Origin of the sequence: Pseudooceanicola nanhaiensis DSM 18065, from assembly GCF_000688295.1 — a bacterium.
Lineage (GTDB): Bacteria > Pseudomonadota > Alphaproteobacteria > Rhodobacterales > Rhodobacteraceae > Pseudooceanicola > Pseudooceanicola nanhaiensis.
In genome coordinates, this window is record NZ_JHZF01000013.1 from 576384 (window position 1) to 601052 (window position 24669).

At 69.1% G+C, this 24669-nt stretch carries 24 protein-coding genes; 17 read left to right on the top strand and 7 right to left on the bottom strand.

The features are described from left to right. Positions 1-213: 213 nt before the first annotated feature. Positions 214-1608, bottom strand: coding sequence for an aspartate aminotransferase family protein (locus Q344_RS0112790; protein ID WP_028287065.1), 1395 nt, complete (start codon positions 1606-1608; stop codon positions 214-216). A 140-nt stretch (positions 1609-1748) separates the two neighbouring features. Between Q344_RS0112790 and Q344_RS0112795 the strand changes: the two genes are divergently transcribed. From Q344_RS0112795 to dxs, 9 genes are all read left to right on the top strand, one after another. Then, on the top strand, positions 1749-2834 hold the full coding sequence (locus Q344_RS0112795; RefSeq protein WP_028287066.1) for a polyamine ABC transporter substrate-binding protein: 1086 nt from the start codon (positions 1749-1751) through the stop codon (positions 2832-2834). 64 nt (positions 2835-2898) lie between these two features. Then, complete coding sequence (locus tag Q344_RS0112800) at positions 2899-4020, top strand: ABC transporter ATP-binding protein (RefSeq protein ID WP_028287067.1); 1122 nt, start codon at positions 2899-2901, stop codon at positions 4018-4020. Positions 4021-4084: 64 nt separating this feature from the next. After that, positions 4085-4978: an ABC transporter permease subunit gene (locus Q344_RS0112805; RefSeq protein ID WP_028287068.1), complete on the top strand. Its 894-nt coding sequence runs from the start codon at positions 4085-4087 to the stop codon at positions 4976-4978. Positions 4979-5294: 316 nt separating this feature from the next. Further along, entirely contained in the window at positions 5295-6110 is an 816-nt protein-coding gene (locus tag Q344_RS0112810; RefSeq protein WP_028287069.1) for an ABC transporter permease, read from the top strand. After that, entirely contained in the window at positions 6107-7435 is a 1329-nt protein-coding gene (locus Q344_RS0112815; RefSeq protein WP_028287070.1) for an NAD(P)/FAD-dependent oxidoreductase, read from the top strand. The genes Q344_RS0112810 and Q344_RS0112815 overlap by 4 nt, the downstream gene beginning before the upstream one ends. 42 nt (positions 7436-7477) lie before the next feature. Further along, positions 7478-8404, top strand: a complete 927-nt coding sequence (locus Q344_RS0112820) for a histone deacetylase family protein (RefSeq protein ID WP_028287071.1) — start codon at positions 7478-7480, stop codon at positions 8402-8404. A gap of 249 nt (positions 8405-8653) precedes the next feature. Further along, positions 8654-8899, top strand: a complete 246-nt coding sequence (locus Q344_RS0112825) for an exodeoxyribonuclease VII small subunit (protein WP_028287072.1) — start codon at positions 8654-8656, stop codon at positions 8897-8899. 10 nt (positions 8900-8909) lie between these two features. After that, complete coding sequence (locus Q344_RS0112830; protein WP_036539573.1) at positions 8910-9773, top strand: polyprenyl synthetase family protein; 864 nt, start codon at positions 8910-8912, stop codon at positions 9771-9773. A gap of 22 nt (positions 9774-9795) precedes the next feature. Then, entirely contained in the window at positions 9796-11724 is a 1929-nt protein-coding gene (dxs, locus tag Q344_RS0112835; RefSeq protein WP_028287074.1) for a 1-deoxy-D-xylulose-5-phosphate synthase, read from the top strand. 63 nt (positions 11725-11787) lie between these two features. On the opposite strand, the gene Q344_RS23910 is transcribed toward dxs, so the two are convergent. Beyond that, on the bottom strand, positions 11788-12435 hold the full coding sequence (locus Q344_RS23910; protein WP_084178400.1) for an exopolysaccharide biosynthesis protein: 648 nt from the start codon (positions 12433-12435) through the stop codon (positions 11788-11790). Between the two features lie 43 nt (positions 12436-12478). After that, complete coding sequence (locus tag Q344_RS0112845) at positions 12479-13345, bottom strand: SDR family oxidoreductase (RefSeq protein ID WP_028287075.1); 867 nt, start codon at positions 13343-13345, stop codon at positions 12479-12481. A 96-nt stretch (positions 13346-13441) separates the two neighbouring features. Here Q344_RS0112845 and Q344_RS0112850 point away from each other — a divergent pair, with 96 nt between their 5' ends. Together Q344_RS0112850 and Q344_RS0112855 are read left to right on the top strand one after the other, a co-directional pair. Then, positions 13442-14911 carry an AMP nucleosidase gene (locus Q344_RS0112850; RefSeq protein WP_036539194.1) on the top strand — a complete coding sequence of 490 codons (1470 nt, stop codon included), beginning with the start codon at positions 13442-13444 and terminating at the stop codon, positions 14909-14911. Between the two features lie 139 nt (positions 14912-15050). Next, positions 15051-15338 carry an HU family DNA-binding protein gene (locus tag Q344_RS0112855; protein WP_028287077.1) on the top strand — a complete coding sequence of 96 codons (288 nt, stop codon included), beginning with the start codon at positions 15051-15053 and terminating at the stop codon, positions 15336-15338. A 75-nt stretch (positions 15339-15413) separates the two neighbouring features. Here the strand turns inward: Q344_RS0112855 and cls are convergent, their stop codons facing one another. Continuing rightward, positions 15414-16859 carry a cardiolipin synthase gene (gene cls, locus Q344_RS0112860; RefSeq protein ID WP_028287078.1) on the bottom strand — a complete coding sequence of 482 codons (1446 nt, stop codon included), beginning with the start codon at positions 16857-16859 and terminating at the stop codon, positions 15414-15416. 160 nt (positions 16860-17019) lie between these two features. Between cls and Q344_RS0112865 the strand changes: the two genes are divergently transcribed. Continuing rightward, positions 17020-17901 carry a DMT family transporter gene (locus Q344_RS0112865; protein ID WP_028287079.1) on the top strand — a complete coding sequence of 294 codons (882 nt, stop codon included), beginning with the start codon at positions 17020-17022 and terminating at the stop codon, positions 17899-17901. A gap of 55 nt (positions 17902-17956) precedes the next feature. Here the strand turns inward: Q344_RS0112865 and Q344_RS0112870 are convergent, their stop codons facing one another. Beyond that, complete coding sequence (locus Q344_RS0112870) at positions 17957-18499, bottom strand: acyl-CoA thioesterase (protein WP_028287080.1); 543 nt, start codon at positions 18497-18499, stop codon at positions 17957-17959. Positions 18500-18623: 124 nt separating this feature from the next. On the opposite strand from Q344_RS0112870, the gene Q344_RS0112875 reads away from it, so the two are divergent. Beyond that, positions 18624-18911: a YggT family protein gene (locus Q344_RS0112875; RefSeq protein WP_028287081.1), complete on the top strand. Its 288-nt coding sequence runs from the start codon at positions 18624-18626 to the stop codon at positions 18909-18911. 171 nt (positions 18912-19082) lie between these two features. Here the strand turns inward: Q344_RS0112875 and Q344_RS0112880 are convergent, their stop codons facing one another. Then, positions 19083-19733, bottom strand: a complete 651-nt coding sequence (locus Q344_RS0112880; protein ID WP_028287082.1) for a carbonic anhydrase — start codon at positions 19731-19733, stop codon at positions 19083-19085. A gap of 172 nt (positions 19734-19905) precedes the next feature. Here Q344_RS0112880 and Q344_RS0112885 point away from each other — a divergent pair, with 172 nt between their 5' ends. The 3 genes from Q344_RS0112885 to Q344_RS0112895 all read left to right on the top strand — a co-directional run bounded on the left by Q344_RS0112885 (position 19906) and on the right by Q344_RS0112895 (position 22606). Then, complete coding sequence (locus Q344_RS0112885) at positions 19906-20289, top strand: hypothetical protein (protein ID WP_028287083.1); 384 nt, start codon at positions 19906-19908, stop codon at positions 20287-20289. 110 nt (positions 20290-20399) lie between these two features. Then, the gene (locus Q344_RS0112890) at positions 20400-21782 is read left to right on the top strand and encodes a leucyl aminopeptidase family protein (protein WP_028287084.1); all 1383 of its coding nucleotides are present in this window, start codon (positions 20400-20402) and stop codon (positions 21780-21782) included. Further along, positions 21779-22606, top strand: a complete 828-nt coding sequence (locus Q344_RS0112895; protein ID WP_028287085.1) for a C40 family peptidase — start codon at positions 21779-21781, stop codon at positions 22604-22606. The genes Q344_RS0112890 and Q344_RS0112895 overlap by 4 nt, the downstream gene beginning before the upstream one ends. 32 nt (positions 22607-22638) lie before the next feature. On the opposite strand, the gene Q344_RS0112900 is transcribed toward Q344_RS0112895, so the two are convergent. Beyond that, a complete protein-coding gene (locus tag Q344_RS0112900; protein ID WP_028287086.1) occupies positions 22639-22986 on the bottom strand; it encodes a DUF2794 domain-containing protein in 348 nt (115 codons plus the stop codon). Between the two features lie 146 nt (positions 22987-23132). On the opposite strand from Q344_RS0112900, the gene pcaF reads away from it, so the two are divergent. After that, positions 23133-24329, top strand: a complete 1197-nt coding sequence (gene pcaF / locus Q344_RS0112905) for a 3-oxoadipyl-CoA thiolase (protein WP_028287087.1) — start codon at positions 23133-23135, stop codon at positions 24327-24329. The last annotated feature ends 340 nt before the right edge of the window (positions 24330-24669 follow it).

Consider the following 24669-nt stretch of genomic DNA (forward strand, 5'->3'; position numbering starts at 1 on the left):
CTGCGCCTGAGGGGTTCAAACAACCCTGACCCTACCCGATCCCGTCACTTCCGCCAGCAATACCTGACCCTGCGTCGCCCAGGCGCCCGATGGAATTGCAACCGTGAATTGTCTGCAACACCCGCCCGGCGTCGCGGACATGAAAAGGCCGGGCCCCCGCAGGGAGCCCGGCCGTGGTCCTGACCCGCAGGGGCCGCCTGCCGGAGGGCCGTGTCAGCCCGCGACCCAGAGCCCCGCATCCTTCACCGCGGCCATGCCCTCGTCCAGCGAGAGGCGGGCGCGGTCGATCAGCAGGTCGATCTCTTCCTTCGAGATCACCAGCGGCGGAGAGATGATCATCCGGTCGCCGACATGGCGCATGATGAGGTTGTTGGCGAAGCAGCGCTCGCGGACCATGTAGCCCACCGTGCCCGCCTCGGAGGCGAAGGTGGCCCGGCTGTCCTTGTGCGGGGTCAGGGCGAGCGAGCCCATCATGCCGACGATCTTCACCTCGCCCACCATCGGATGGTCCGCGAGGCTTTCGAACTTCTCCTTGAGGTAGGGGCCGGTCTCCTCGCGGACGCGGTCGATGATGCCTTCCTCCTCGAGGATGCGCAGGTTCTCGAGCGCGACGGCGCAGGCGACCGGGTGGCCGGAATAGGTGTAGCCGTGGTTGAACTCGCAGGCCGCCAGCACCCCGGCCACCTCGTCGCAGACGATCGAGCCGCCGATCGGCTGGTAGCCCGAGCTGAGGCCCTTCGCGATCGTCATGATGTGCGGCCGGATGCCCAGGGTCTGGGAGCCGAACCAGTTGCCGGTGCGCCCGAAGCCGCAGATCACCTCGTCCGCGATCAGGAGGATGCCGTACTTGTCCACGATGCGCTGGATCTCGGGCCAGTAGCTGTCGGGCGCCACGATCACGCCGCCCGCCCCCTGCACCGGCTCGGCGATGAAGGCGCCGACGCGCTCGGGGCCGATCTCGAGGATCTTCTCCTCCAGCTCCCGGGCGCGCATCAGGCCGAACTCCTCCTCGGACATGGAGCCGCCCTCGGCCCACCAGTTCGGCTGGCCGATGTGGTGGATGTCGGGAATCGGCAGGCCGCCCTGCGAATGGATGCCCACCATCCCGCCGAGAGAGCCCGATCCCATGGAGCTGCCGTGGTAGCCGTTCCACCGCGCCAGCAGCACGTTGCGCTCGGGCTGGCCCTTTTCTGCCCAATAAGTGCGCACCATCCGGATATTCGTGTCGTTCGCCTCGGACCCGGATCCGGCGTAGAAGACGTGGTTCAGATCGCCCGGCGCCAGCTCGGCCAGCTTGGCCGCCAGCGCGATGGCCGGAATGTGCGTCGTCATGAAGAAGGTGTTGTAATACGGCAGTTCCTTCATCTGCCGCGCCGCCGCCTCGGCCAGCTCCTCGCGGCCGTAGCCGATGTTCACGCACCACAGGCCCGCCATGGCATCGAGGATCTCCGCGCCCTCGCTGTCACGCAGGAAACAGCCGTTCGCCTGGGTGATGACCCGCGCGCCGCGCGCGGCCAGATCGTTCTGGGTCGAGAAGGGATGCATGTGGTGCGCGGCATCGAGCGCTTGCAGCTCGGCCGTCGGCATGTGGTTCGTGATGACGTTCATGATCTCACCTCGGAATTGCCAGTTTCGCAGGACGCTACGCCGGGTCAGCCGGAAACGCCATATTGCGTCGCCACGTAAGGTTTGATTGGATCGCATTCACTGGGCGCTATCTGCAACAGAGTCCAACGGGAGAGACACTTATGAAGAAGACCCTCATCACGACGACGGCCCTCATCGCCCTCGGCACCGCCGCCGCGGCAGAGGAAGTGCACGTCTACAACTGGTCCGACTACATCGACGAAGAGCTGCTGACGAAGTTCGAGGAAGAGACCGGCATCGACCTGGTCTACGACGTCTTCGACAGCAACGAACTGCTCGAGACCAAGATGCTGGCCGGCGGCTCGGGCTATGACGTGGTCGTGCCGACCGGCACCTTCCTGCAGCGCCAGATCGCGGCCGGCGCGTTCCAGAAGCTCGACAAGTCGCAGCTGCCCAACATCGAGAACATGTGGGACGTGATCTCGGAACGGACCGAGGTCTACGATCCCGGCTCGGAATATTCGGTCAACTACATGTGGGGCACCACCGGCCTCGGCGTGAACACCGCCAAGGTGGCCGAGGTGCTGGGCGAGGATGCGCCCGTCGACAGCCTGTCGCTGATCTTCGATCCGGCCAACATCGAGAAGCTCAGCGAATGCGGCGTGCAGGTGCTGGACGCCCCGACCGAGATGATCCCCGCCGCGCTGACCTATGCCGGCTGGGAGGACCCCGACGACCATTCGCAGGAAGCGCTCGACAAGGCCGAAGAGGTGCTGTCGGCGATCCGTCCGCATGTGCAGAAGTTCCATTCCTCGGAATACATCAACGCGCTGGCCAACGGTGACATCTGCGTGGCCTTCGGCTGGTCCGGCGACATCCTGCAGGCCCGCGACCGCGCGGCCGAGGCCGACAACGGCGTCGAGGTGGAATACCACATTCCCAAGGAAGGCGCGCTGATGTGGTTCGACCAGATGGCGATCCCGACCGACGCGCCGAACCCGGAAGCCGCGCACAAGTTCCTGAACTTCATCATGGATGCGCAGAACATGGCGGCGGCGTCGAACTACGTCTACTACGCCAACGGCAACAAGGCCTCGCAGGAATTCCTGGCCGAGGACGTGATCGGCGACCCGGCGATCTACCCGGACGAGGAGACGCTGGACAACCTCTACACCGTGACGCCCTTCGGTCCGAAGGAACAGCGGCTGCTGACCCGGATGTGGACCCGCGTGAAGTCGGGCACCTGACCCACGCCACATGAGACTGGCCCGCGCGGCTGATCGCGCGGGCCTGCCCTTTTCCGGAGCCTCCATGCCGCAGACCGTCTTCGCCCCCTGGGACGACCCGAACGAGAAACCCCTGATCTCCTTCCAGCGCGTCACCAAGCGGTTCGGTGATTTCACCGCCATCGACGACATCAGCCTCGACATCTTCTCGCGCGAGTTCTTCGCCCTGCTCGGCCCGTCCGGCTGCGGCAAGACCACGCTGATGCGGATGCTCGCCGGCTTCGAGACGCCGACCGAGGGCAAGATCTTCCTCGCCGGGCAGGACATCGCGCCGGTGCCGCCGAACAAGCGGGCGGTGAACATGATGTTCCAGAGCTACGCACTGTTCCCGCACCTGACGGTCTGGGACAACATCGCCTTCGGCCTGAAGCGCGAGGGCAAGGACAAGGACGCGATCGAGGCCCGCGTGAACGAGATGCTCAAGCTGACCCGGCTGGAGAAGTTCAAGTCGCGCAAGCCGCACCAGATCTCGGGCGGCCAGCGGCAGCGCGTCGCGCTCGCCCGCTCGCTGGCCAAGGCGCCGAAGCTGCTGCTGCTGGACGAACCGCTCGGCGCGCTCGACGCGAAGCTCCGGCAGGACACCCAGTTCGAGCTGGTGGACATCCAGGAAAAGACCGGCACCACCTTCGTGATCGTCACCCACGACCAGGAAGAGGCGATGACCGTCGCCTCCCGCGTGGCGGTGATGGACGAGGGCAAGCTGATGCAGGTCTCGACCCCCGACCGGATCTACGAGAGCCCGGATTCGGTCTACGTGGCCGATTTCATCGGCGACGTGAACATCATCGAGGGCAGGGCGCACCAGACCGGCGACAACGTGCAGGTGATCTGGGCCGAGGGCCAGCCGCCGCTGATGGCCAAGACGCAGAAGGATTTCTCGCTCGACCAGCAGTGCTGGCTGGCGATCCGCCCCGAGAAGGTGGCGATCTCGGCCGAGCGGCCGCAGGCGCCGAACACGCTGCGGGGCCGGATCCTCGACATCGCCTACCTCGGCAACATCTCGACCTACCATGTCGAGCTGCCGACCGGGCATGTCATCAAGGCGCAGGAGGCCAACACCCGCCGCATCGCCCGCCGCAGCTTCACGTGGGAGGACGAGGTCTGGCTGAGCTGGACCGATACCGCGGGGGTTCTGCTGGACCGATGAGCGCGCCCGACCTGCATCCTTCCGGACAGACCGTGCCGGTCCCGCACCGGGACGGGGGGCTCTGATGCGCCGTCTCGTCCTGATCCTCGTGCCCTATCTGTGGCTGCTCTGCCTCTTCCTGATCCCCTTCGTGATCGTGATGAAGATCTCGCTGAGCGACGTCGCCCTCTCGATCCCGCCCTATACGCCGCAGCTCGATCTTTCGGCCGGGTGGCAGGGCATCCGGGATTTCTTCGCCGAGCTCGATTTCGAGAACTTCGCCTTCCTGACCACGGACGACCTCTACTGGAAGGCCTATCTCTCCTCGCTCCAGATCGCCGCGATCTCGACCGTGCTGACGCTGCTGGTGGGCTTCCCGATCGCCTATGCGATGGCGCAGTCACCGGACGAATGGCGGCCGACGCTGATGATGCTGGTAATCCTGCCGTTCTGGACCTCGTTCCTGATCCGGGTCTATTCGTGGATGGGGATCCTCGCGAACGAGGGGGTGCTGAACCAGGTGCTGCTCTGGCTCGGGATCATCGACAGCCCGCTGCAGATCCTGAACACCAAGACGGCGGTCTACATCGGCATCGTCTACACCTACCTGCCGTTCATGATCCTGCCGATCTACGCCGCGCTCGAACGGCTGGATGGCTCGCTTCTGGAAGCGGCCGAGGACCTCGGCTGTTCGCGCATCTCGGCCTTCTGGCTGGTGACGGTGCCGCTGTCCAAGAACGGCGTGATCGCGGGCTGCTTCCTGGTCTTCATCCCGGCGGTCGGCGAATTCGTGATCCCCTCGCTTTTGGGCGGGTCCAAGACCCTGATGATCGGCAAGGTGCTGTGGGAGGAGTTCTTCTCCAACCGCGACTGGCCGGTGGCCTCGGCCGTGGCGGTGATCCTGCTGCTGATCCTCGTGATCCCGATCGTGCTGTTCCAGCGGCAGGAGCAGAAGCAGCGCGAAGCGGAGGGGACGTGATGGCGGAGATGGGTCCTTTGCGCGGGGTGGCGTTTGTCGGTGCCCGGCATGAGCCGGTCGTTGGCGCTCCGTTCGCGCCCGTCGGCCCGGCGGCACGCCGGGCCGCGCCCTCCCTCCCGGCCGGGAGGGCGCAGTGTCGCCGTCCCGCGCCGCGCCATTGGCTTGCGCGTGACGGGGGTGCAGCGACCGGGACTGTCGGAGCGCCCCCCAGAGGAAGGGCGCGGCCCTTCGCGCCCGTGACCGGCCCGCGGTGCCCGGCTGCCGTGGCGCCCGAACGGGGCCGCGGGGCGGATGCGGTCGCGACGGAGGCCCGCGCATGAGACGTCTTTCCTGGTTCAACGTCACCTCGCTGACGATCGGCTTCGCGTTCCTCTACCTGCCGATGGTCCTGCTGATCATCTACAGCTTCAACGCCTCGAAGCTGGTCACCGTCTGGGCCGGGTTCTCGACCCGGTGGTACGGCGAGCTGTTCCGGAACGAGGCCTTCCTCGACGCGGCATGGGTCACGCTGAAGGTGGCCTTCTTCTCGTCCTCGATCGCGACGATCCTCGGCACCATGGCGGCCTACGTGCTTGTGCGGGCCGGGCGGTTCCACGGCAGAACCCTGTTCTCCGGCATGATCTACGCGCCGCTCGTCATGCCCGAGGTCATCACCGGCCTGTCGCTCCTGCTGCTCTTCATCGGCATCGGGCTCGACCGGGGGATCTTCACCATCGTGCTCGCCCATACGACCTTCGCGATGTGCTACGTGTCGGTGGTGGTCTCCTCGCGGCTCGTGACCTTCGACCGCTCGCTGGAAGAGGCGGCGCTCGATCTCGGCTGCACGCCCTTCACGGCCTTCCGGCTGGTGACGTTGCCGATCATCCTGCCCGCCGTCATCTCGGGCTGGCTGCTGGCCTTCACCCTGTCGCTGGACGACCTCGTCATCGCGAGCTTCACCGCCGGGCCCTCGGCGACGACGCTGCCGATGAAGATCTGGTCCTCGGTGCGGCTTGGCGTGGATCCGCAGATCAACGCGCTCTCCACGATCATGATCGCCATCGTGACCGTGGGCGTGCTGATCGCCTCGTTCGCCTCGAAACGGGCCGCGACGCGCCGCGAAGAAGACGAGCGGGCCGCGGGCCGGACATGAAAAGACCCTTCGGCGACTACGCCTATTCCCAAGGACCGATCGAGGGCTGCTTCTGGGCGGATGCCGTGCCGCGCGCGGCGCTCCACCGCTCCGCCGCGCAGGGCGAGATCGACACCGATTACGCGGTGATCGGCGGCGGCTACACCGGGCTCAACGCCGCCCTGGCGCTGGCCGAGGCGGGCGAGCAGGTGGCGGTCTTCGACGCCGAATTCCCGGGCTTCGGCGCCTCGGGCCGGAACGGCGGGTTCTGCTGCCTCGGAGGCACGCGGGCCGCGGACGAGACGCTGGAGCGCCGCTTCGGCGCCGGCGCGGCCGCGGAGGTCCGGCAGGCCGAGCTCGCATCGGTCGAACATGTCGCCGGGCTGATCGACCGCCTCGGGCTCGACGTGGACCGCCATTCCGAGGGCGAGACGATCCTCGCCCATTCCGAGGCGAAGATGGCCGCGCTCCGCCGCGAAAGGGCGGAATACGACGCCGCCTACGGCGTGAGCTCCACGCTGGTCGAGAAGGCCGACCTGCGCGCCCATGGGCTGAACGGCACTTTCCACGGCGCGCTCACCGTGCCCGTGGGCTTCGCGCTGCATCCGCGGAAATACCTCGCCGGGCTGGCCGCCGCGGCGCAGGCCGCCGGTGCGCGGATCCATGGCGGCAGCCCGGTGACGGGCATCGAGCGCAAGAGCTACGGCTACCGGCTTGCCACCCCCGCCGCGCGGATCCGGGCCAAGCGGGTGATCGTGGCGACCAACGGCTATGGGTCGGAGGAGGTGCCGGGCTGGATGCGCGCGCGCTTCCTGCCGGCGCAAAGTTCCGTCATCGCGACCCGGCCGATGACCGATGCGGAGCTCGAGGCGCAGGGCTGGACCGCGCTTCAGATGGCCTACGAGGACCGGCGGCTGCTGCACTACTTCCACCTGACGCCGGACAAGCGGATGGTCTTCGGCCAGCGCGGCGGGCTGATCTGCACGCCGGCGAACGAGAAGCGCATAAGGGCCCGGGTCCGGCGGGATTTCGACCGTCTCTTCCCCGAATGGACGCATGTCGAGACGCCGCATTACTGGTCCGGCATGGTCTGCCTGACGGCGAGCCTCACCCCCTTCTGCGGCGAGGTGCCCGAGCTGCCGGGCGTCTTCGCCGCCTTCGGCTATCACGGCAACGGCGTGGCCATGGGCTCCTATTGCGGACGCATGGTCGGCGACCTGGCCCGCGGGGCCGAGGCGCCCGTGCCGCGGGCCTTCGCGAAGCCGCCGATGCGCTTCCCGCTGGGGCCGGCGCGGCGCTTCTGGCTGGGGGCGGAATACACCTGGGCGCGGGTCACGAATGCCTGACGCCGCTGGACGGCGCCCCGGCCGCGGCATAGCTTCGCCCGCATGACCACCGCGCTTCTCACCCACCCCGACTGCCTCAATCACCTCACGCCCGAGGGCCATCCCGAGCGGGTCGCCCGGCTCGAGGCGCTGCTGCCCCGGCTCGAGGGCAAGGACCTGCTGCGCGTCCGCGCGCCGCTCGCCGCGGATGACGACCTGCTGCTGGCGCATCCGCAGGATCACCTCGACGCGATCAAGGCGGCGGAGCCCGAGCGGGGGATCCGCCAGCTCGACCCTGACACGTGGATGTCGCCGGGATCGCTGCAGGCCGCCCTGCGCGCCGCGGGTGGCGCGGTGCGGGCCGTGGACATGGTGCTCTCGGGCGAGGCGGACAACGCCTTCGTCGCCTGCCGCCCGCCGGGCCACCACGCCGAGACCCGCGCGCCGATGGGCTTCTGCCTGTTCGGGACCGTCGCCATCGCGGCGAAACACGCGCTGGAGCGGCACGGGCTGGAGCGGGTGGCGATCGTGGATTTCGACGTGCATCACGGCAACGGGACGCAGGACCTCGTGCAGTCCGACGGGCGCATCCTCTTCGTCTCGACCCACCAGATGCCGCTCTATCCCGGAACGGGCGCGCCGTCCGAGACCGGGCCCGCGGGGACCGTGCTCAACATTGCGCTGGACGAGGGGACCACCGGAGAGGTCTACCGGCGCATCCTGACCGACACGATCCTGCCGCGGCTGAGGGCGTTCCGGCCAGAGCTGCTGATCCTGTCGGCCGGGTTCGACGCGCATGCGAACGACCCGCTGGCGGGACTCTCGCTGGAGACCGCGGATTTCGCCTTCGTGACGGAGGAGCTCTGCCGGATGGCGGCGGAGGTCTGCGAGGGCCGCGTCGTCTCCTGCCTGGAGGGCGGCTACGACCTCGACGCGCTGGCGGAGAGCGGGGAGGCGCATGTCGATGCGCTGATCGCGGCGGCGCGGTAGGGACGTCCGAGCCTCCCTCACCGCCCATGCGCCGATCTGCCCCTGGCAGATCGGATCGCGCCTGGACCCGCCCCCCAGGCCGGGCGCGATCCGGTCGCGCCGCCGACACCGTCATCCTCGGGCTCGACCCGGGGATCTCCACCGCGATCGTCCTCCGGTCAGGCCGGATGCCCGCCGGTCCCCGCTTCCCCTTTGCACCTGCCCGTGGCCGCGGATAAGGTGCCGCCACCTGAAAGAGCGGAGGCGTGAATGTCCGACCAGCAGCCCGTGGACCAGATGAGTTTCGAGGACGCGATGAAGGAGCTCGAGGGCGTCGTCTCGCAGCTCGAACGCGGCGATGTGCCGCTCGACCAGTCCATCGCGCTCTATGAACGCGGCGCCAGGCTGAAGGCCCGGTGCGAGCAGAAGCTCAAGGAGGCCGAGGAGAAGGTCGCCGCGATCACGCTCGACGCGCAGGGTCAGCCCACGGGCACGACTCCTGTCGACCCGCAGTGACTTGCGCCCCGTGAGTTTCGACGCCGCCCTCGCGGCCGCGGCCGAGGCGGTCGGCCGCGGGCTGGACAGCCTTCTCGCGGACATGCCCGGAGAGGTCGGCGCCGCGATGCGCCATGCCGCGGGCGGCGGCAAGCGCCTGCGCGCCTTCCTGGTGCTGGAAAGCGCCCGGCTGCACGGCGTCGATCCGGCGCAGGCGCTCTGGCCCGCCATGGCGATCGAGGCGATGCACGCCTATTCGCTGGTCCATGACGACCTGCCCGCGATGGACGACGACGACCTGCGCCGGGGCCTGCCCACGGTGCATGTGAAATGGGACGAGGCGACGGCGATCCTTGCGGGCGACGCGCTCCAGTCGCTGGCCTTCGAATGCGCGGCGCATCCGGAGCTCGCCCCGGCGACGCGGGCCGACCTTGCCCTGACGCTGGCCCAGGCCGCGGGCGCCCGGGGCATGGTGCTGGGCCAGGCGATGGACATCGCGGCCGAAACCGCCGAGACCCCGCTCACGATCGACCAGATCACCGCCCTGCAGGCGGGCAAGACCGGCGCGCTCTTCGAATGGTCCGCGATGGCCGGTCCCCGGATGGCGGGCGCGGATCCGGACCCGCTCCGGCGTTACGCGCAGGCCTTCGGCCTTGCCTTCCAGATCGCGGACGACATCTTGGACGTGGAGGGCGACGAGGCCCGCGCGGGCAAGCGGCTCAAGAAGGACGGCGCCGCCGGCAAGGCGACCTTCGTGTCGCTGCTCGGGCTGGAACCGGCCCGGGCGCGGGCGGCGGAGCTGGCCGAGGCGGCTTGTGACGCGCTCTCTCCCTACGGCGCGGGGGCCGGGAACTTGCAGGACGCGGCCCGCTTCGCTATCTCGCGCCGAAGCTGAACGCCAGCCCGGAGGGGCAGCCATGACGATGAAACCCGAGACCCCGCTGCTGGACCGCATCCGGTCGCCGCAGGACATGAAGCGGCTGAGCGACGCGGAGCTGCGCCGCCTTGCCGACGAATTGCGGGCCGAGACGATCGCGGCCGTGTCCGAGACGGGCGGCCACCTGGGCGCCGGCCTGGGCGTGGTCGAGCTGACGGTCGCGCTGCATGCGATCTTCGACACGCCGCGGGACAAGCTGATCTGGGACGTCTCGCACCAGGCCTATCCGCACAAGATCCTCACCGGCCGGCGCGACCGGATGAAGACCCTCCGCCAGGAGGGCGGGCTCTCGGGCTTCACCAAGCGCAGCGAAAGCCCCTATGACCCGTTCGGCGCGGCGCACAGCTCGACCTCGATCTCGGCGGCGCTCGGCTTTGCCGTGGCACGGGACCTCGGCGGCACCACGCCCGAAGGGGTGGGCGACGCCATCGCGGTGATCGGCGACGGCGCGATGAGCGCGGGCATGGCCTTCGAGGCGATGAACAACGCGGGCGCATTGGGCAAGCGGCTGATCGTGATCCTCAACGACAACGAGATGTCCATCGCGCCGCCCGTGGGGGCGTTCTCGTCCTACCTCTCGCGGCTCTACGCGGGCGCGCCGTTCCAGGAGTTCAAGGCGGCGGCCAAGGGGGCGGTCTCGCTCCTGCCCGGCCCGTTCCAGGAGGGCGCCAAGCGCGCCAAGGAGCTGCTGAAATCGGTGGCCGTCGGCGGCACGCTGTTCGAGGAGCTGGGGTTCTCCTACGTCGGGCCGCTGGACGGGCACGACATGGAGCAGCTTCTGCCGGTGCTGCGCACGGTGAAGGCGCGGGCGACCGGGCCGATGCTGATCCACGTGATCACCAAGAAGGGCAAGGGCTTCGCCCCCGCCGAGCGCGCCCGGGACGGCGGCCATGCGACCGGCAAGTTCGACCCCGCGACCGGCGAGCAGAAGAAGGCGGCATCGAATGCGCCGTCCTACACCAACGTCTTCGGCGAGACCCTCGTGAAGCTCGCCGAATCCGACAGCCGGATCTGCGCGGTGACCGCGGCGATGCCGGACGGGACGGGGCTGAAGCTCTTCGACGGGCGCTTCCCCTCGCGCTGCTTCGATGTCGGCATCGCCGAGCAGCACGCGGTGACCTTCGCCGCGGGGCTGGCCGCCGGCGGGATGCGGCCCTTCTGCGCGATCTATTCGACCTTCCTGCAGCGCGGCTATGACCAGGTGGTGCACGACGTCGCGATCCAGCGTCTGCCGGTGCGCTTCGCCATCGACCGGGCGGGACTCGTCGGCGCCGACGGGGCGACCCATGCCGGCAGTTTCGACACCGCCTTCCTGGCCAACCTGCCCGGCTTCGTCGTCATGGCGGCGGCGGACGAGGCGGAGCTGAAGCACATGGTCGCCACCGCGGCGGCGCATGACGACGGGCCGATCGCCTTCCGCTACCCGCGGGGCGAGGGCGTCGGCGTGCCGCTGCCCGAGGACGGCACGCCGCTCGAGATCGGCAAGGGCCGGATGATCCAGGAGGGCAAGGGCGTCGCGATCCTGTCCTTCGGCACCCGCTTGGCGGAGGTCGAGAAGGCCTGCGAGGCGCTCGGCGCCCGGGGCATCACGCCGAGCGTGGCGGATGCGCGCTTTGCCAAGCCGCTGGACCGGGACCTGATCCTGAAGCTCGCGGCAGGGCACGACGCCCTGATCACCATCGAGGAGGGGGCCGTCGGCGGCTTCGGGTCCCATGTCGCCCAGTTGCTGGCCGACGAGGGGGTCTTCGATCACGGGCTGAAGTTCCGCTCCATGGTGCTGCCGGACGTGTTCATCGACCAGGCCTCGCCGGAGGCGATGTACCGGGTGGCAAAGCTCGGCGCGGAGGATATCGAGGCGAAGGTGCTGGACGTTCTCGGCGTGACCCGTCTGGCCGAGCGGAAAGCCTGACGGCCAGGGGCGCGGGGCAGGCCGCGCTCCGGCTTCGTGCGCCGCAGGCGGCCCGGCACACGCTCAGGTCGCCGCGGTCACCAGCCACCACAGCATCGCCGCGGCCAGCCCCGTCCAGCCATAGCCGATCAGCGTGAACATCCCGTCCCGCGCCATCAGGCCGATGGCGAAGAAGGTGATGCCGGTGGCGAACACCGATGTCACCATCGGCAGGATCTCGAGGAACGGCAGCAAGGCGCAGATCGCCGCGATCACGACAAGGGTCAGGATATTGGCCCCCCGGCTCACCAGAAGGGCCATCCGCCGCTGCGTGCGCCCGTCGATCCACGCCGCCGGCCGCCGCAGCCACGCGGTCGCGCGGGCGAGCCGTTCGGAGCGGATGCAGCGCGCCTTGAGCCAGCGGGGCAGCCAGACATGGGGACGGCCCATGAGCTTCTGCGTCACCACAAGCAGCATGAAGAGCGCGCCGATCGTCGGCACCCCGGGGATCCCCGACAGCGGCGAGACGAGGATCATCGCCGGGATCAGGATCAGCGGCGAGAAGGACCTCACCCCGATCTCCCGCAGCACGTCCCCGACCGACACGTCGCCGCCGCGTGCCGCATCGTCGAGCGCGTCGAGGATGTCGACGAGGCCGCGGAGCGGGCGGCCGCCGATCGTCTGCGGCAGGCGCTCGGCGAGGGGCGGCGGGGGGATCAGGGCGTGGCTCATTCGCCTTAACGCCGATGGGTCGGAAAGGTTGCCGGGGCGCGGATCAATCCGGCGCGTCCTCTTCCGCCGCGTCCAGCAGCGCGGCGAGCCCCTCGCGATAGGTGGGATGGAACAGCCTCACCCCCAGCTCGTCCTTGATCCGGTCGTTCCGCACGCGCTTGCTCTCGGCATAGAAGCTGCGGGCCATGGGCGTCATCTCGGCCTCGGCGAAATCCTCCTCGGGCGGGAGGGGGAGGCTCAGGAGCTGCGCGGCATGGGCGATGACGTCCTGCGGCGGGGCCGGGTCGTCGTCGCAGAGATTGTAGACCGCGCCCGGGTTCGGGCGGCGGATCGAGGCCTCGAGCACCTGCGCGATGTCCTCGACGTGGATGCGAGAGAACACCTGTCCGGGTTTCACGATCCGGCGGGCCTTGCCGGAGCGGACCTTCGAGAACGGCCCGCGGCCGGGGCCGTAGATCCCGGCGAGGCGGAAGATGTGCAGCGGCAGGCCGGGGATCGCCTGCCATTCGGCCTCGGCCGCGACGCGCCACCTGCCGCGGCGGGTGGAGGGGGTGAGCGGGGTCGCCTCGTCGACCCAGCCGCCGGCGTGATCGCCGTAGACGCCGGTGGTCGAGAGATAGCCCGCCCAGTCGAGCGCCCCGGCCCGGGCGGAGATGGCGTCGCCCAGTTCGCGCAGCATCGGATCGCCCGCCTCGTCCGGCCCGGCCGAGACCAGAAGATGCGTCGCCTCGCCGAGCGCGGCGGACAGGTCCTCGCCCGGAAAGACATGCGGGATCACGCCTTCGGCCTTCAGGGCCTCGGCCTTTTCGGCCGAGCGGGTCGTTGCGTGGATCCGCCAGCCCTGCGGAACCAGGCGGCGGGCGAGGGCGCGGGCGGAATAGCCGTGGCCGAGGGAAAGCAGTGTCGTCATCCCCCTGCAATGCGACGCGCAGAGGATTCCCGCAAGGGGTCGGGCCTTGCCGCGGCGCCGGATCCCGTGGATACAGGGAAAAAGAAGGAGAAGAAAATGGAGCAGGACGTCCGCACCCCGCCGATCGCCCCGCCGCAGGAATTCACCGATCCCGCCGCCGCCGTGGACAGGCTGATCGCGCTCTACGAGGAAGCCACCGCCTTCCTGCAGGACGAATTCCGCAAGACCCTCTCTAAAGGCCCCGACGGCCGTCGCGTCCGCGCCTATTATCCCGAGATCCGGATCACCACGACCTCCTACGGGCACATCGACAGCCGGCTGTCCTTCGGCCATGTGCCCGACCCCGGGACCTATGCCGCGACGATCACCCGGCCGCGGCTGTTTGCCAATTACCTGCGCCAGCAGCTGGGCCTTCTGCTCGGCAACCACGGGGTGCCGGTCACGGTCGGCGTCTCGAACACGCCGATGCCGCTGCATTTCGCCGTCGCATCGGATGCCGAGGTCTCGATCCCGCAGGAGGGCGCGGCGAATTTCCCGCTGCGCGATGTCTTCGACGTGCCGGATCTGACGACGACCAACGACGACATCGTCAACGGCACCCATGTCACCCCGCCGGGCGAGCCGATGCCGCTGGCGCCCTTCACCGCGCAGCGGGTCGACTACTCGCTCGCGCGGCTCGCGCATTACACCGCGACGGATCCCGAGCACTTCCAGAACCACGTCCTGTTCACCAACTACCAGTTCTACGTCTCCGAGTTCGAGAGCTTCGCGCGCCGGATGCTCGCCGACCCGGACAGCGGCTACACCAGCTTCGTGACCACCGGGAACGCCGAGATCACCGGCCCGCTCGGCGATCTCCCGACGCCTTCGAAGATGCCGCAGATGCCGACCTATCACCTCAAGCGCGACAATTCGGCCGGGGTCACGCTGGTCAACATCGGCGTGGGGCCATCGAACGCGAAGACGGCGACGGACCACATCGCGGTGCTCCGCCCGCACGCATGGATCATGGTCGGCCATTGCGCGGGGCTGCGGAACACGCAGAGCCTTGGCGATTTCGTGCTGGCCCACGCCTACCTGCGCGAGGACAAGGTGCTGGACGACGACCTGCCGGTCTGGGTCCCGATCCCGGCGCTGGCCGAGATCCAGGTGGCGCTGGAACAGGCGGTCGCCGACGTGACCGAGCTGGAGGGCTACGACCTCAAGCGGATCATGCGGACGGGCACCGTCGCCACGCTCGACAATCGCAACTGGGAGTTGCGCGATCAGCAGGGCCCGGTCCAGCGGCTCAGCCAGTCCCGGGCCGTGGCGCTCGACATGGAGAGCGCGACGATCGCCGCCAACGGCTTCCGCTTCCGGGTGCCCTACGGCACGCTGCTCTGCATCAGCGACAAACCGCTGCACGGAGAGCTGAAGCTGCCCGGCATGGCCAGCGACTTCTACAAGACGCAGGTTTCCAGGCACCTGATGATCGGGATCCGGGCGATGGAAACCTTGCGCGACATGCCGCTGGAACGTATCCACAGCCGGAAATTGCGGGCGTTCGACGAAACCGCCTTCCTCTGACCAAGGGTCACCCGTGACACCTGTGCCAGACTCGGCGGATTTCCCTTGTTTTGTTGCACTAATTGTTGTGTTGATCCCCAATATCCGGTTAACTCCGGAAATCGTGGCCCAAGACATCGGGCAGTAAAGGAGACCAGAAATGGCAAAACCGTTGACCAAGACCCAATTGGTGGCCGCACTGGCCGAAGAAATGGGCCAGGACAAGAAAGCCGCATCGGCGGCCCTGGACGCGATCACCAACGTGATCACCAAGGAAGTGTCCGCGGGCGGCGCGGTGACCCTGCCGGGCGTCGGCAAGATCTACTGCCGTGAGCGCCCCGAGCGGATGGTCCGCAACCCCGCCACCGGCGACCAGTTCAAGAAAGAAGCCGACAAGGTGGTCAAGATGACCATCGCGAAGGCTCTGAAGGACAGCGTGAACGGCTGATCCCGGCTGATGCCGATCGAGGGGGCCGCCCGGTTGGGCGGCTCTTTTCTTTTGCGATGACAGAGGCTTGGCGGTTCAGAGGACCGGGCCCATCATGGCGATGCTGTTGTACCAGAGCCGCCGCCAGACGCTCCAGTTCCGGACGTCCTCCAGCGTGATCTCGTGGCTGTCGGCGATGTATTCCTCCTGCCGGGCCAGAAGCGCCGCGCTCAGGGCCTTGTCGTAGAACAGGATGTTGTTCTCGTAGTTCAACTCGAAGCTGCGCCGGTCGAGGTTGGCCGAGCCGATCATCGACACGTCGCCGTCCAGCGTGAGCGACTTCGTGTGCAGCAGCCCCTTGGGATATTCGAAGATCCGCACGCCCGCCTTGAGCAGGTCGTAGTAATAGCTCTTGGCGGCCGCGTCGACGACGCGGGAATCATTGCGCTTCGGCAGGACGAAACGCACCTCCACGCCGCGGTAGGCGGCGGCGCAGATCGCCGATTGCATCGCCTCGGTCGGCACGAAATAGGGTGTCGTGATCGTGAGCCGCCGCCGCGCGCCGTGCAGCAGCGCCTCGAACATCTCGGGCATGGCCGAGGCGCGCACGGTCGGGCCGGTGCCGTTCACCTGCGCCACCACGGGGCCGCGGTCGGGTTCGGCGGGGGCGCGGGTCGGCAGGTCGGAAAGGTCCTCGTCCACGTGGGTCATCCAGTCCTGCACGAAGAGCCACTGGTTCTGCCGCGCGACCGGGCCCTCGAAGCGGATCAGAAGGTCGACCCAGGGTGCGAACTTCGGCTTCACGAGGAACTCGGCATCGGCGCAGTTCTGGCTGCCGCAATAGGTGATCGCGTTGTCGATGACGACGATCTTGCGGTGGTTCCTCAGATCGACGCGGCCGCGGATCGGATGGAGGAGCGGATTGCCGATCGGCAGGGCGCGGCCGAGGTTCACACCCGCCGCCGCCATCGCGCGCCAGTGCTCGGACTTGATGAGCCGGCGGGAGCCGAGATCGTCGGCCATGGCGCGCACCGTCACCCCGCGCCCGGCCGCCCGCTTCAGCGCCTCGACCACGCGCAGGCCGGTGACGTCCTCGAGCCAGATGTAGAACATGATGTGGACGTGGTCCTGCGCGGCGTCGATGTCCGCGACCATCCGGTCGATGGCCGAAACGGAATCCCGCATCAGCTCGGCCGCGTTGCCGCCGACCGGAAGGAAGCCGCTGATCGACTGGCCGGTGCGGAAGATCTGTCCGTGCGGCGAGGGAATGTTGGAATAGGGGTCGGGGCTGGGATGGGTGTCGGTGTAGCGCCCGATCGTGCCCGAGGTCTCCTTGTACTTCGCCGCGCGCTTCCGCCCGATGTTCGTCTCGCCGAAGAAGATGTAGGCGACGATGCCCCCGATCGGGACCATCAGCATGACCAGCACCCAGGCCATCCGGGACGACGGCTCGCGGTGCGGGCGCAGCAGCGCGCGGGCAATGAAGGCGAGGTGGATCGCGATGTAGCCGACCACGAAGCAGAAGGCGAGAAAACCCGTCATGCGTCAATACCTTGCCCTGAGCGGGCGGGGGAAGCCCGGTGGCCAGTATTCGTGCAAGCCGCGCTTGCGTCAATCGCCCTGCGGCGCTGTGGACGGCGGGGTTTCCCCTGCCGCGCCGATGTGCTTCTGTCCGCCCCGTAGAGGCAGGGAGCGCAGGCGCATGAACTTGAGGGCGGTGGTACTTGGGCTCTTCTTCGCCCTTTTCTGGTCGTCGGCCTTCACCTCGGCCCGGGTGATCGTGGCGCATGCGCCGCCGATGGCCTCGCTCTCGCTGCGGTTCCTCGTCTCGGGCCTGATCGGCGTGGCGCTGGCGCGCGCGCTCGGGGAAAGCTGGAACCTGACGCGCGGCCAGTGGCGGGCGACGGTGATCTTCGGGGTCTGCCAGAACGCGCTCTACCTCGGGCTCTTCTTCGTGGCGATGCAGACGGTGGAGGCGGGGCTGGCGTCGATCATGGCCTCGGCGATGCCGCTGATCGTGGCGCTGGCGAACCGGGTGATCTTCCGCGAGCGCCTGGCGCCGATGGCGGTGGTGGGCCTCGGGCTGGGGTTCGGCGGGGTGCTCATCATCATGTCCTCGCGGATCTCGGGCGGGGCCGATCCCTTCGGGCTGATGCTCTGCATCGTGGGCACGCTGGCGCTGGCGGTCGCGACCCTGTCGGCGCGCGGGGCCTCATCCGGCGGGAACGTCCTGATGGTCGTGGGCCTCCAGATGCTGATCGGGGCGGTCTGCCTTGCCGTCGCCTCGCTTGCGCTCGAGGAGCTGTGGGTCGACATCACCACCGGGCTCGTCGTCGCCTTCGTCTACACGACACTGGTGCCGGGGCTGCTGGCGACCTGGATCTGGTTCACGCTGGTGAACGAGATCGGGGCGATCCGCGCCTCGGTCTTCCACTTCCTGAACCCGTTCTTCGGGGTGCTGGTGGCGGCCGTGGTGCTGGGAGAGGCGATCGGCCCCAACGACATGATCGGCGTCGCCATCGTCGCGGCGGGGATCCTGATGGTGCAATTGTCGAAGGCGCGGAAGGTGGCGGCGCCGGTGTGAGACGGGGTCGTTCCGCGGCCTGAGCGCGGCGGACAGGCCCACGACCATGGGCGGATCACCTCTCCGGGGGCCAGGGCCTTGCGTTCTCGGCCGCCGCCCAATGCCGGATCCAGTCCGGGAGCTCGGGGCGCGCGTCGGCGGTGGCGGGGGTGTCCAGCAGCGGAAGGACCTCATCCTCGATCCCGACCATCCTGCCGCGCCGCACCACCGCCGAGCGGAAGACCCCCTGGCCGGCGCAGGTGTCGGGATCGAGCCAGAGGCTCTGGTCGAAATAGAGGAACCGCGCATCCCAGCCGGCGATCCGGGTGCGCTGTTCCAGCCGCTGGCCGAGCGTGATCCGCTTGCGGTAGCGCAGCGCGCTGCCCGCGATGGTGAAGCTCAGCCCGTTGGCCCGGAAGCGGTCCCACATGCCGATCCTGAGCGAGAAGGGGATGCGGCCCATGTCGTAGAAGGTCAGGGTGAGCCCGTTGTTGAGCTCGTTCATCATGTCGAGGTCCCACGGCAGGACCCGGTGATGCGAGACATGGGTGTCCCAGGGCGACAGCGGCCTGGACCGGTGGCGCAGGCATTGCGCGAAGATGCGGACGAATGGATACATGGGGCGACCTCCACCCCGGACCCTGCCGCCTGGTCTCGCGCCGTCAACCGCGACCTCGCGTCCGACTTGCGCGACGCCTCCGCGATCCTTAGGTAAAACCCGGACAATCCAAAGGAGTGCCCCGGTGCTGAGCCTGTTCCAGATCCTGATGCTGATCCTCGACGTGGTGTGGTTCATCATCATCGTCCACGTCATCATGTCGTGGCTGATCAACTTCCAGGTTCTGAACCTGAACCAGCAGCTGGTCGCCCAGATCTGGTACGGGCTGAACCGGCTGGTGGAACCGCTCTATCGGCCGGTGCGGAAGATCCTGCCGCCGATGTCGGGGCTCGACCTCGCGCCGCTGGTGGTGCTGATCGGGGTCTACGCGCTGCGGATCATCCTGGCCAACAACATCGGCTACTTCGTCTGACGCCCCTGCCCCGGGCTTGCCGGGGACCGATCCGGCGGAGCGCGGGCCAGGGGCCCGCGCACGTCATGTTTGGGAGGAGGGGGCTGTCTGCCCCCTCTTGCACGCCGGGGGCGTGCAATTCACCCCCGAGGATACGGAACCAGAGGAAGCAGGCCGGGCCCGCGTCCGGGATCAGACGGGGTGGAAGGCGTTGGTGTCCGGGTCGTATTGCTCGATCCCGCCCGAGCCGATGTCGTTCCAGAGCCCGTGCAGGGTGAGCGTGCCGGCTGCGACCGCCTCCTTCACGAAGGGGAAGGTCATCAGGTTCTCGAGGCTGACGAGGATCGCTTCCTTCTCGAGCGCGCGGCGCTGGCTGTCGTGGTCCGGAAGGTCCTTGATCCGATCGTAGCCGGGGCGGAGGATGTCCATCCAGCGGCCCACGAAGCTCGACTTCTGCTCGAGCTCGGGGGCGTGGCCCGAGCACATGTCGAGGCAGCCCTGCACGCCGCCGCAATTGGAATGGCCGACGACCACGACATGGGCGACCTTGAGCGCCGTCACCGCGTATTCGACCGCCGCCGAGGTGCCGTGCTGGTTGCCGTCGGGTTCATAGGGCGGCACGAGGTTGGCGATGTTGCGGTGGATGAAGAATTCGCCCTGGTCGGCGCCGAAGATCGCGGTGACATGCACGCGCGAGTCGCAGCAGGAGATGATCATGGCGCGGGGATGCTGGCCCTGTTCGGCGAGATGGCGGTACCAGGCCTTGTTCTCCGCGAAGCTGGTGGCCTTCCAGCCGTGGTAGCGTTTCACGAGGTAGGCGGGAAGCGGGCTGGCAAAGTCCATCACGTGTCCTTCGTTCTCTGCTGGGCGGTCTGCCGGTCTGCATAGCGCGGGCCGGGCGTCGATGAAACGTATTCGATCGGATTCTTCGGAATTTTGTCTCTTGACCTCAACCGGATGGGAAGGATGCGGCGCTAGGGAGGGCGCCGGATGGGAACAGGTGGATGAGGGTGCGATGAGCGACCATGTGGCGGTCCTTCCGCGGGAGGAACCGGTGCGGCTCGACCGTGCGCGGCTGGAGGAGCTCTGCGCGCGGATGGGCGAGGCCGAGGCGGAGGAGCTCGTCTGCCGCGCGATGGAGGAGCTGGCGGTGCGGCTCTCGTTCACGGAGCGGCAGTTCCGGCATGGCAAGTGGTCCGAGATGCGGCAGAGCGCGCGGGCGCTGGCCACCATCGCGGACCGGATCGGGATGCCGGCGCTGGCGCGGGTGGCGGGGGACGTGATCGGCTGCGCCGACCGCCGGGACGAGATCGCCGCCGCGGCGGTCGTCGCCCGGCTGGTGCGTGTCGGCGAGCGGTCGCTGTCGGCGATCTGGGACATGCAGGACATCCGCCTGTGACGCGGGATCCGGGGCCGCCGGCGCGGGCGCGGCCCGCGTTCCGGCGCGGCAGGCCTTGCAGGCGGCGGCGCGGGGCGTAGGTTGACCTGAGCAACAGACCGAGGTGCCCCATGCCGCTGACCTTCGCCCCTGACACGCCCGATGCCCTGCCGCTGACGCTGCTCAGCCCCGAGACGCTGGACGGCTGGATCGACAGGCAGGAGGACGCGGTCAAGGCCTGGGTGCTCGGCAACGGCTTCCGGGCGGGCTCCGGCAAGGTCCTGCTCCTGCCGGGGGCCCATGGTGCGCCGGGCGGCGCGCTCATCGGGCTTGGCGACGGGGCCGACCGGAGCCGCGAGCGTTTCGCGCTGGCCAGTGCGGCGGGCGCGCTGCCCGAGGGGGACTGGCGGCTCGACGGCACCCTGTCCGGGGCGGAGCTGGAGGAGGCGGCGCTCGGCTGGCTCTTTGCGGGCTATGCCTTCGGCCGGTATCGCAAAAAATCCGGCGCCAGGGCGCGGCTGGTGGCGCCCGAGGGCGTGGATGCCGCGCGGCTCGAGGCGATCGCGGCGGGCGAGGCGCTGGTGCGCGACCTCATCAACACCCCGGCCTCGGACATGGGCCCCTCGGCCCTGGCCGCCGCGGCCGAGGCGGTGGCGCAGGGCTTCGGGGCGACGTTCAGGGTCGTCACGGGCGAGGAGCTCCTGGCGCAGAACTTCCCGATGATCCACGCGGTCGGCCGGGCGGCCGAGGACGCGCCGCGGCTGATCGAGATGACCTGGGGCGAGGAGGGCCCGGCGCTGACGCTGGTCGGCAAGGGGGTCTGTTTCGACACCGGCGGGCTCGACATCAAGCCGGCCGCCGGGATGGGTCTGATGAAGAAGGACATGGGCGGCGCGGCGAACGTGCTGGGGCTCGCCCGGACGATCATGGCGCTCGGCGTGAAGGTGCGGCTCCGGGTGCTGATCCCGGCGGTCGAGAACGCGATCGCGGGCAATGCCTTCCGGCCGGGGGACATCCTGACCTCGCGCAAGGGGCTGACGGTCGAGGTCAACAACACCGACGCCGAGGGGCGGCTGGTGCTGGCCGACGCGCTGGCCTACGGGGCCGAGGGCGCGCCGGATCTGATGATCTCGATGGCGACGCTGACCGGGGCTGCGCGGGTCGCCGTGGGGCCGGACCTCGCGCCGTTCTACAGCGATGACGAGGGCTTTGCCGCGGGGCTGGCCGCGGCGGCGCAGGAGGTGGCGGACCCGGTGTGGCGCCTGCCGTTCTGGGCGCCCTACGAGGCGATGATCGAACCCGGCATCGCCGATCTGGACAATGCGCCGAAGGGCGGTTTCGCGGGCTCGATCACCGCGGCGCTCTTCCTGCGCCGCTTCGCGGGGGGCGTGAACTACGCGCATTTCGACATCTACGGATGGCAGCCCTCGGCGGCGCCGGGGCGGCCGCAGGGCGGCGTGGGGCAGGGCTGGCGCGCGATCCTCGCGGCGCTGCCCGAGGTGCTGAAGGCATGAGCGACCGGCGCCGCTGGCCCTGCAACGGGCACGTCGCCGCACGGCGGCTGGAGGGGCAGGCCGAGGCCGAGCGCTTCGTCGCGCCCGAGCGGCGGTCCGTGGGCGTCCCGCTGGCCGACCTGCTGACCGGGCCCGGGGGGCGGCGCGACCGCCAGGTGGTCTTCGGCGAGGCGCTGGACCTGCTGGAGGTCCGCGACGGTTTCGCCTTCGTCGAGGCGCTGAAGGACGGCTACACCGGATATGTCGAGGAGAGCGTGCTGGCGGGGGCGGTCGAACCGACCCACGTGGTGCGCGCGCCTTCGACCCATGTCTACCCCGAACGCAGCATCAAGGTGTTCGAGCGGCACTGGCTGACGCTCGGTGCCCGGGTGCGGGTGACGGCGATGGACGACAGCTTCGCCGAGACACCGCAGGGCTTCATCCCGGCGCCGCATCTGGCGCCGGTGGATGCGGTCGAGCGCGACCCGGTCGCGGTGGCGGAACGGTTGCTGGGCACGCCCTACCTCTGGGGCGGGAATTCCCGGATGGGGATCGATTGCTCGGGCCTGGTGCAGGTCGCCTGCGTCGCCTGCGGGATCCCCTGTCCGGGCGACAGCGACATGCAGGAACGCGAGCTGGGCACGGCGCTGCCGGCCGATGCGGCGCTGCGGCGCGGGGATCTGGTATTCTGGAAGGGCCATGTGGTCTGGGTCGTCGATGCGGACGTCATCCTGCATGCGAACGGACATGACATGGCGGTGGCCTACGAGGGGCTCGGGGCTGCGATCGCCCGGATCGAGGCGCAGGGCGAGGGGTTGCCAACGGGGCGGCGCCGGCTGGGCTGAGGCGCGCTCCGGGGTGCGGGCCCCGCGGCGGCTCAGTCGAGGTCGACCGACCGGATCAGCTTCTTCTCGAGCACGCGCAGCACCATCTTGAGGTCGTGCCCGCGCCGCAGGATCCGGCCGTCCATGCCGACGACGGAATACATTCCCTGCCGGTCGCGCAACTTGGGCCGTTTCTCGATCCGGTAGAGCGGCTGCTCCGAAGCGCGGCGGAACACCGAGAAGACGGCGACCTCGCTCAGGAAGGAGATGGCGTAGTCGCGCCATTCCCCGGCCGCGACCATGCGACCGTAGAGGCCCACGATCTCGCGCAGCTCTGTCTTGTGGAACGTCACCTGGTCCGGCGTCGGCCGACCCTGGGACGGAGGAGCGACGAAGTTCATGTGGAAAGAGTTGCGAAGCCGCGGTCCGAAATCAAGGGGCAAGCCGCTTCCGTCATATGGAAAGCGTCCCCGCCGCCTTGACCGCTGGCGGGGTTTTGCGCAGGTTGCGCGCGACCTGGCTCACGCCACATTGGAGGATTACGACCATGGCCGAAGCATATCTCTGCGACGGGCTGCGCACGCCGATCGGGCGATACGGCGGCTCTCTCAGCTCGGTGCGCCCGGACGACATGCTGGCGCATGTGATGAAGGACCTGCTGGCCCGCAACCCGGGGCTCAAGATCGACGACGTCTACGTCGGCTGCGCCAACCAGGCGGGCGAGGACAACCGCAACGTGGCCCGCATGGCCGCGCTGCTGGCGGGCCTCGGCGAGGACGTGCCGGGCGCGACGATCAACCGGCTCTGCGGGTCGGGGCTGGATGCCGTCGGCACCGCCGCGCGTGCCGTGAAGGCGGGCGAGATGGAGGTGCTGATCGCGGGCGGCGTCGAGTCGATGTCGCGCGCGCCGCTGGTCATGCCGAAGGCCGACAGCGCCTTCTCGCGCAAGGCCGAGATCTATGACACCACCATCGGCTGGCGCTTCGTGAACAAGGCGATGCACAAGCATTTCGGCACGGATTCCATGCCCGAGACCGCCGAGAACGTGGCCGAGCAGTTCCAGGTGAGCCGCGAGGACCAGGACGCCTTCGCCTACCGCTCGCAGGAACGCGCCGCAGCCGCCATCGAGTCGGGCCGCATGGCCGAAGAGATCACGCCGGTCTCGATCCGGCAGCGCAAGGGCGATCCGATCGTCGTGGACACCGACGAACACCCCCGCAAGACCTCGATGGAGAAGCTGGGCGCGCTGCCCACGCCGTTCCGCGCGGAGGGCGGTTCGGTGACCGCGGGCAACGCGAGCGGCGTGAACGACGGCGCGGCGGCGGTGATCGTCGCCTCCGAGGCGGCGGTCGAGAAATACGGCCTGACGCCCCGCGCGCGGATCGTCTCGATGGCGACGGCGGGCGTGCCGCCGCGGATCATGGGGATCGGGCCGGCCCCGGCGACCGAGAAGCTGCTGGCGCAGACCGGGTATTCGATCGGTGACATCGACCTGATCGAGCTGAACGAGGCCTTCGCGGCGCAGGGTCTTGCCGTGACCCGGCAGCTCGGGATCGCGGATGACGCGGACTGGGTGAACCCGAACGGCGGCGCGATCGCGCTCGGCCATCCGCTGGGCATGTCGGGCACGCGGCTTGCGCTGACGGCGGGGATCTCGATGGGCAAGATGGGCGCCAAGCGCGCCGTCTGCACCATGTGCATCGGCGTCGGGCAGGGCATCGCCCTGATGCTCGAAGCGGTGTGAGGCCGGAGGGCTTGCCGGGCTGAAGCCCGGCCGACGCAAGTGGGAGCCGTCCTTCGGGGCGGCTCTTTCCTTTGGTGGTGCCGGGTCCCGGGCCGGGGACCCAGACCGGAGGCCGCCGGGCAGGTGCCGGGCGGTGAGGAGGGTCAGCAAAAGGTCCGGGGGACCTTCTGCCCGACGAACGCGGGCTGGCGCCTTGGTGACGCAAGCGCCTCGTGTCGGCATGGGCGCTACCACGGTTGGCATAAAGCGCGAGGTTCAAAGGTCGCGAAGCGCCATCCCACGGGCCGGCGCTTGCCCGGCTTGCGCGGGGTGGCGGGGTTCGGATGAGTGGCTCAGGCCG

What these genes read in the sequence shown, in the direction of transcription:
- Q344_RS0112850 (WP_036539194.1), top strand. Translation starts at nt 13,442, where the DNA reads ATGGAGCAGGACGTCCGCACCCCGCCGATCGCCCCGCCGCAGGAATTC.
- Q344_RS0112890 (WP_028287084.1), top strand. Translation starts at nt 20,400, where the DNA reads ATGCCGCTGACCTTCGCCCCTGACACGCCCGATGCCCTGCCGCTGACG.
- Q344_RS0112800 (WP_028287067.1), top strand. Translation starts at nt 2,899, where the DNA reads ATGCCGCAGACCGTCTTCGCCCCCTGGGACGACCCGAACGAGAAACCC.
- Q344_RS0112865 (WP_028287079.1), top strand. Translation starts at nt 17,020, where the DNA reads ATGAACTTGAGGGCGGTGGTACTTGGGCTCTTCTTCGCCCTTTTCTGG.
- Q344_RS0112820 (WP_028287071.1), top strand. Translation starts at nt 7,478, where the DNA reads ATGACCACCGCGCTTCTCACCCACCCCGACTGCCTCAATCACCTCACG.
- Q344_RS0112900 (WP_028287086.1), bottom strand. Translation starts at nt 22,986, where the DNA reads ATGAACTTCGTCGCTCCTCCGTCCCAGGGTCGGCCGACGCCGGACCAG.
- Q344_RS0112870 (WP_028287080.1), bottom strand. Translation starts at nt 18,499, where the DNA reads ATGTATCCATTCGTCCGCATCTTCGCGCAATGCCTGCGCCACCGGTCC.
- Q344_RS0112845 (WP_028287075.1), bottom strand. Translation starts at nt 13,345, where the DNA reads ATGACGACACTGCTTTCCCTCGGCCACGGCTATTCCGCCCGCGCCCTC.
- Q344_RS0112885 (WP_028287083.1), top strand. Translation starts at nt 19,906, where the DNA reads ATGAGCGACCATGTGGCGGTCCTTCCGCGGGAGGAACCGGTGCGGCTC.
- pcaF (WP_028287087.1), top strand. Translation starts at nt 23,133, where the DNA reads ATGGCCGAAGCATATCTCTGCGACGGGCTGCGCACGCCGATCGGGCGA.
- Q344_RS0112795 (WP_028287066.1), top strand. Translation starts at nt 1,749, where the DNA reads ATGAAGAAGACCCTCATCACGACGACGGCCCTCATCGCCCTCGGCACC.
- Q344_RS0112810 (WP_028287069.1), top strand. Translation starts at nt 5,295, where the DNA reads ATGAGACGTCTTTCCTGGTTCAACGTCACCTCGCTGACGATCGGCTTC.
- Q344_RS23910 (WP_084178400.1), bottom strand. Translation starts at nt 12,435, where the DNA reads ATGAGCCACGCCCTGATCCCCCCGCCGCCCCTCGCCGAGCGCCTGCCG.
- Q344_RS0112815 (WP_028287070.1), top strand. Translation starts at nt 6,107, where the DNA reads ATGAAAAGACCCTTCGGCGACTACGCCTATTCCCAAGGACCGATCGAG.
- cls (WP_028287078.1), bottom strand. Translation starts at nt 16,859, where the DNA reads ATGACGGGTTTTCTCGCCTTCTGCTTCGTGGTCGGCTACATCGCGATC.
- dxs (WP_028287074.1), top strand. Translation starts at nt 9,796, where the DNA reads ATGACGATGAAACCCGAGACCCCGCTGCTGGACCGCATCCGGTCGCCG.
- Q344_RS0112805 (WP_028287068.1), top strand. Translation starts at nt 4,085, where the DNA reads ATGCGCCGTCTCGTCCTGATCCTCGTGCCCTATCTGTGGCTGCTCTGC.
- Q344_RS0112825 (WP_028287072.1), top strand. Translation starts at nt 8,654, where the DNA reads ATGTCCGACCAGCAGCCCGTGGACCAGATGAGTTTCGAGGACGCGATG.
- Q344_RS0112895 (WP_028287085.1), top strand. Translation starts at nt 21,779, where the DNA reads ATGAGCGACCGGCGCCGCTGGCCCTGCAACGGGCACGTCGCCGCACGG.
- Q344_RS0112790 (WP_028287065.1), bottom strand. Translation starts at nt 1,608, where the DNA reads ATGAACGTCATCACGAACCACATGCCGACGGCCGAGCTGCAAGCGCTC.
- Q344_RS0112855 (WP_028287077.1), top strand. Translation starts at nt 15,051, where the DNA reads ATGGCAAAACCGTTGACCAAGACCCAATTGGTGGCCGCACTGGCCGAA.
- Q344_RS0112880 (WP_028287082.1), bottom strand. Translation starts at nt 19,733, where the DNA reads ATGGACTTTGCCAGCCCGCTTCCCGCCTACCTCGTGAAACGCTACCAC.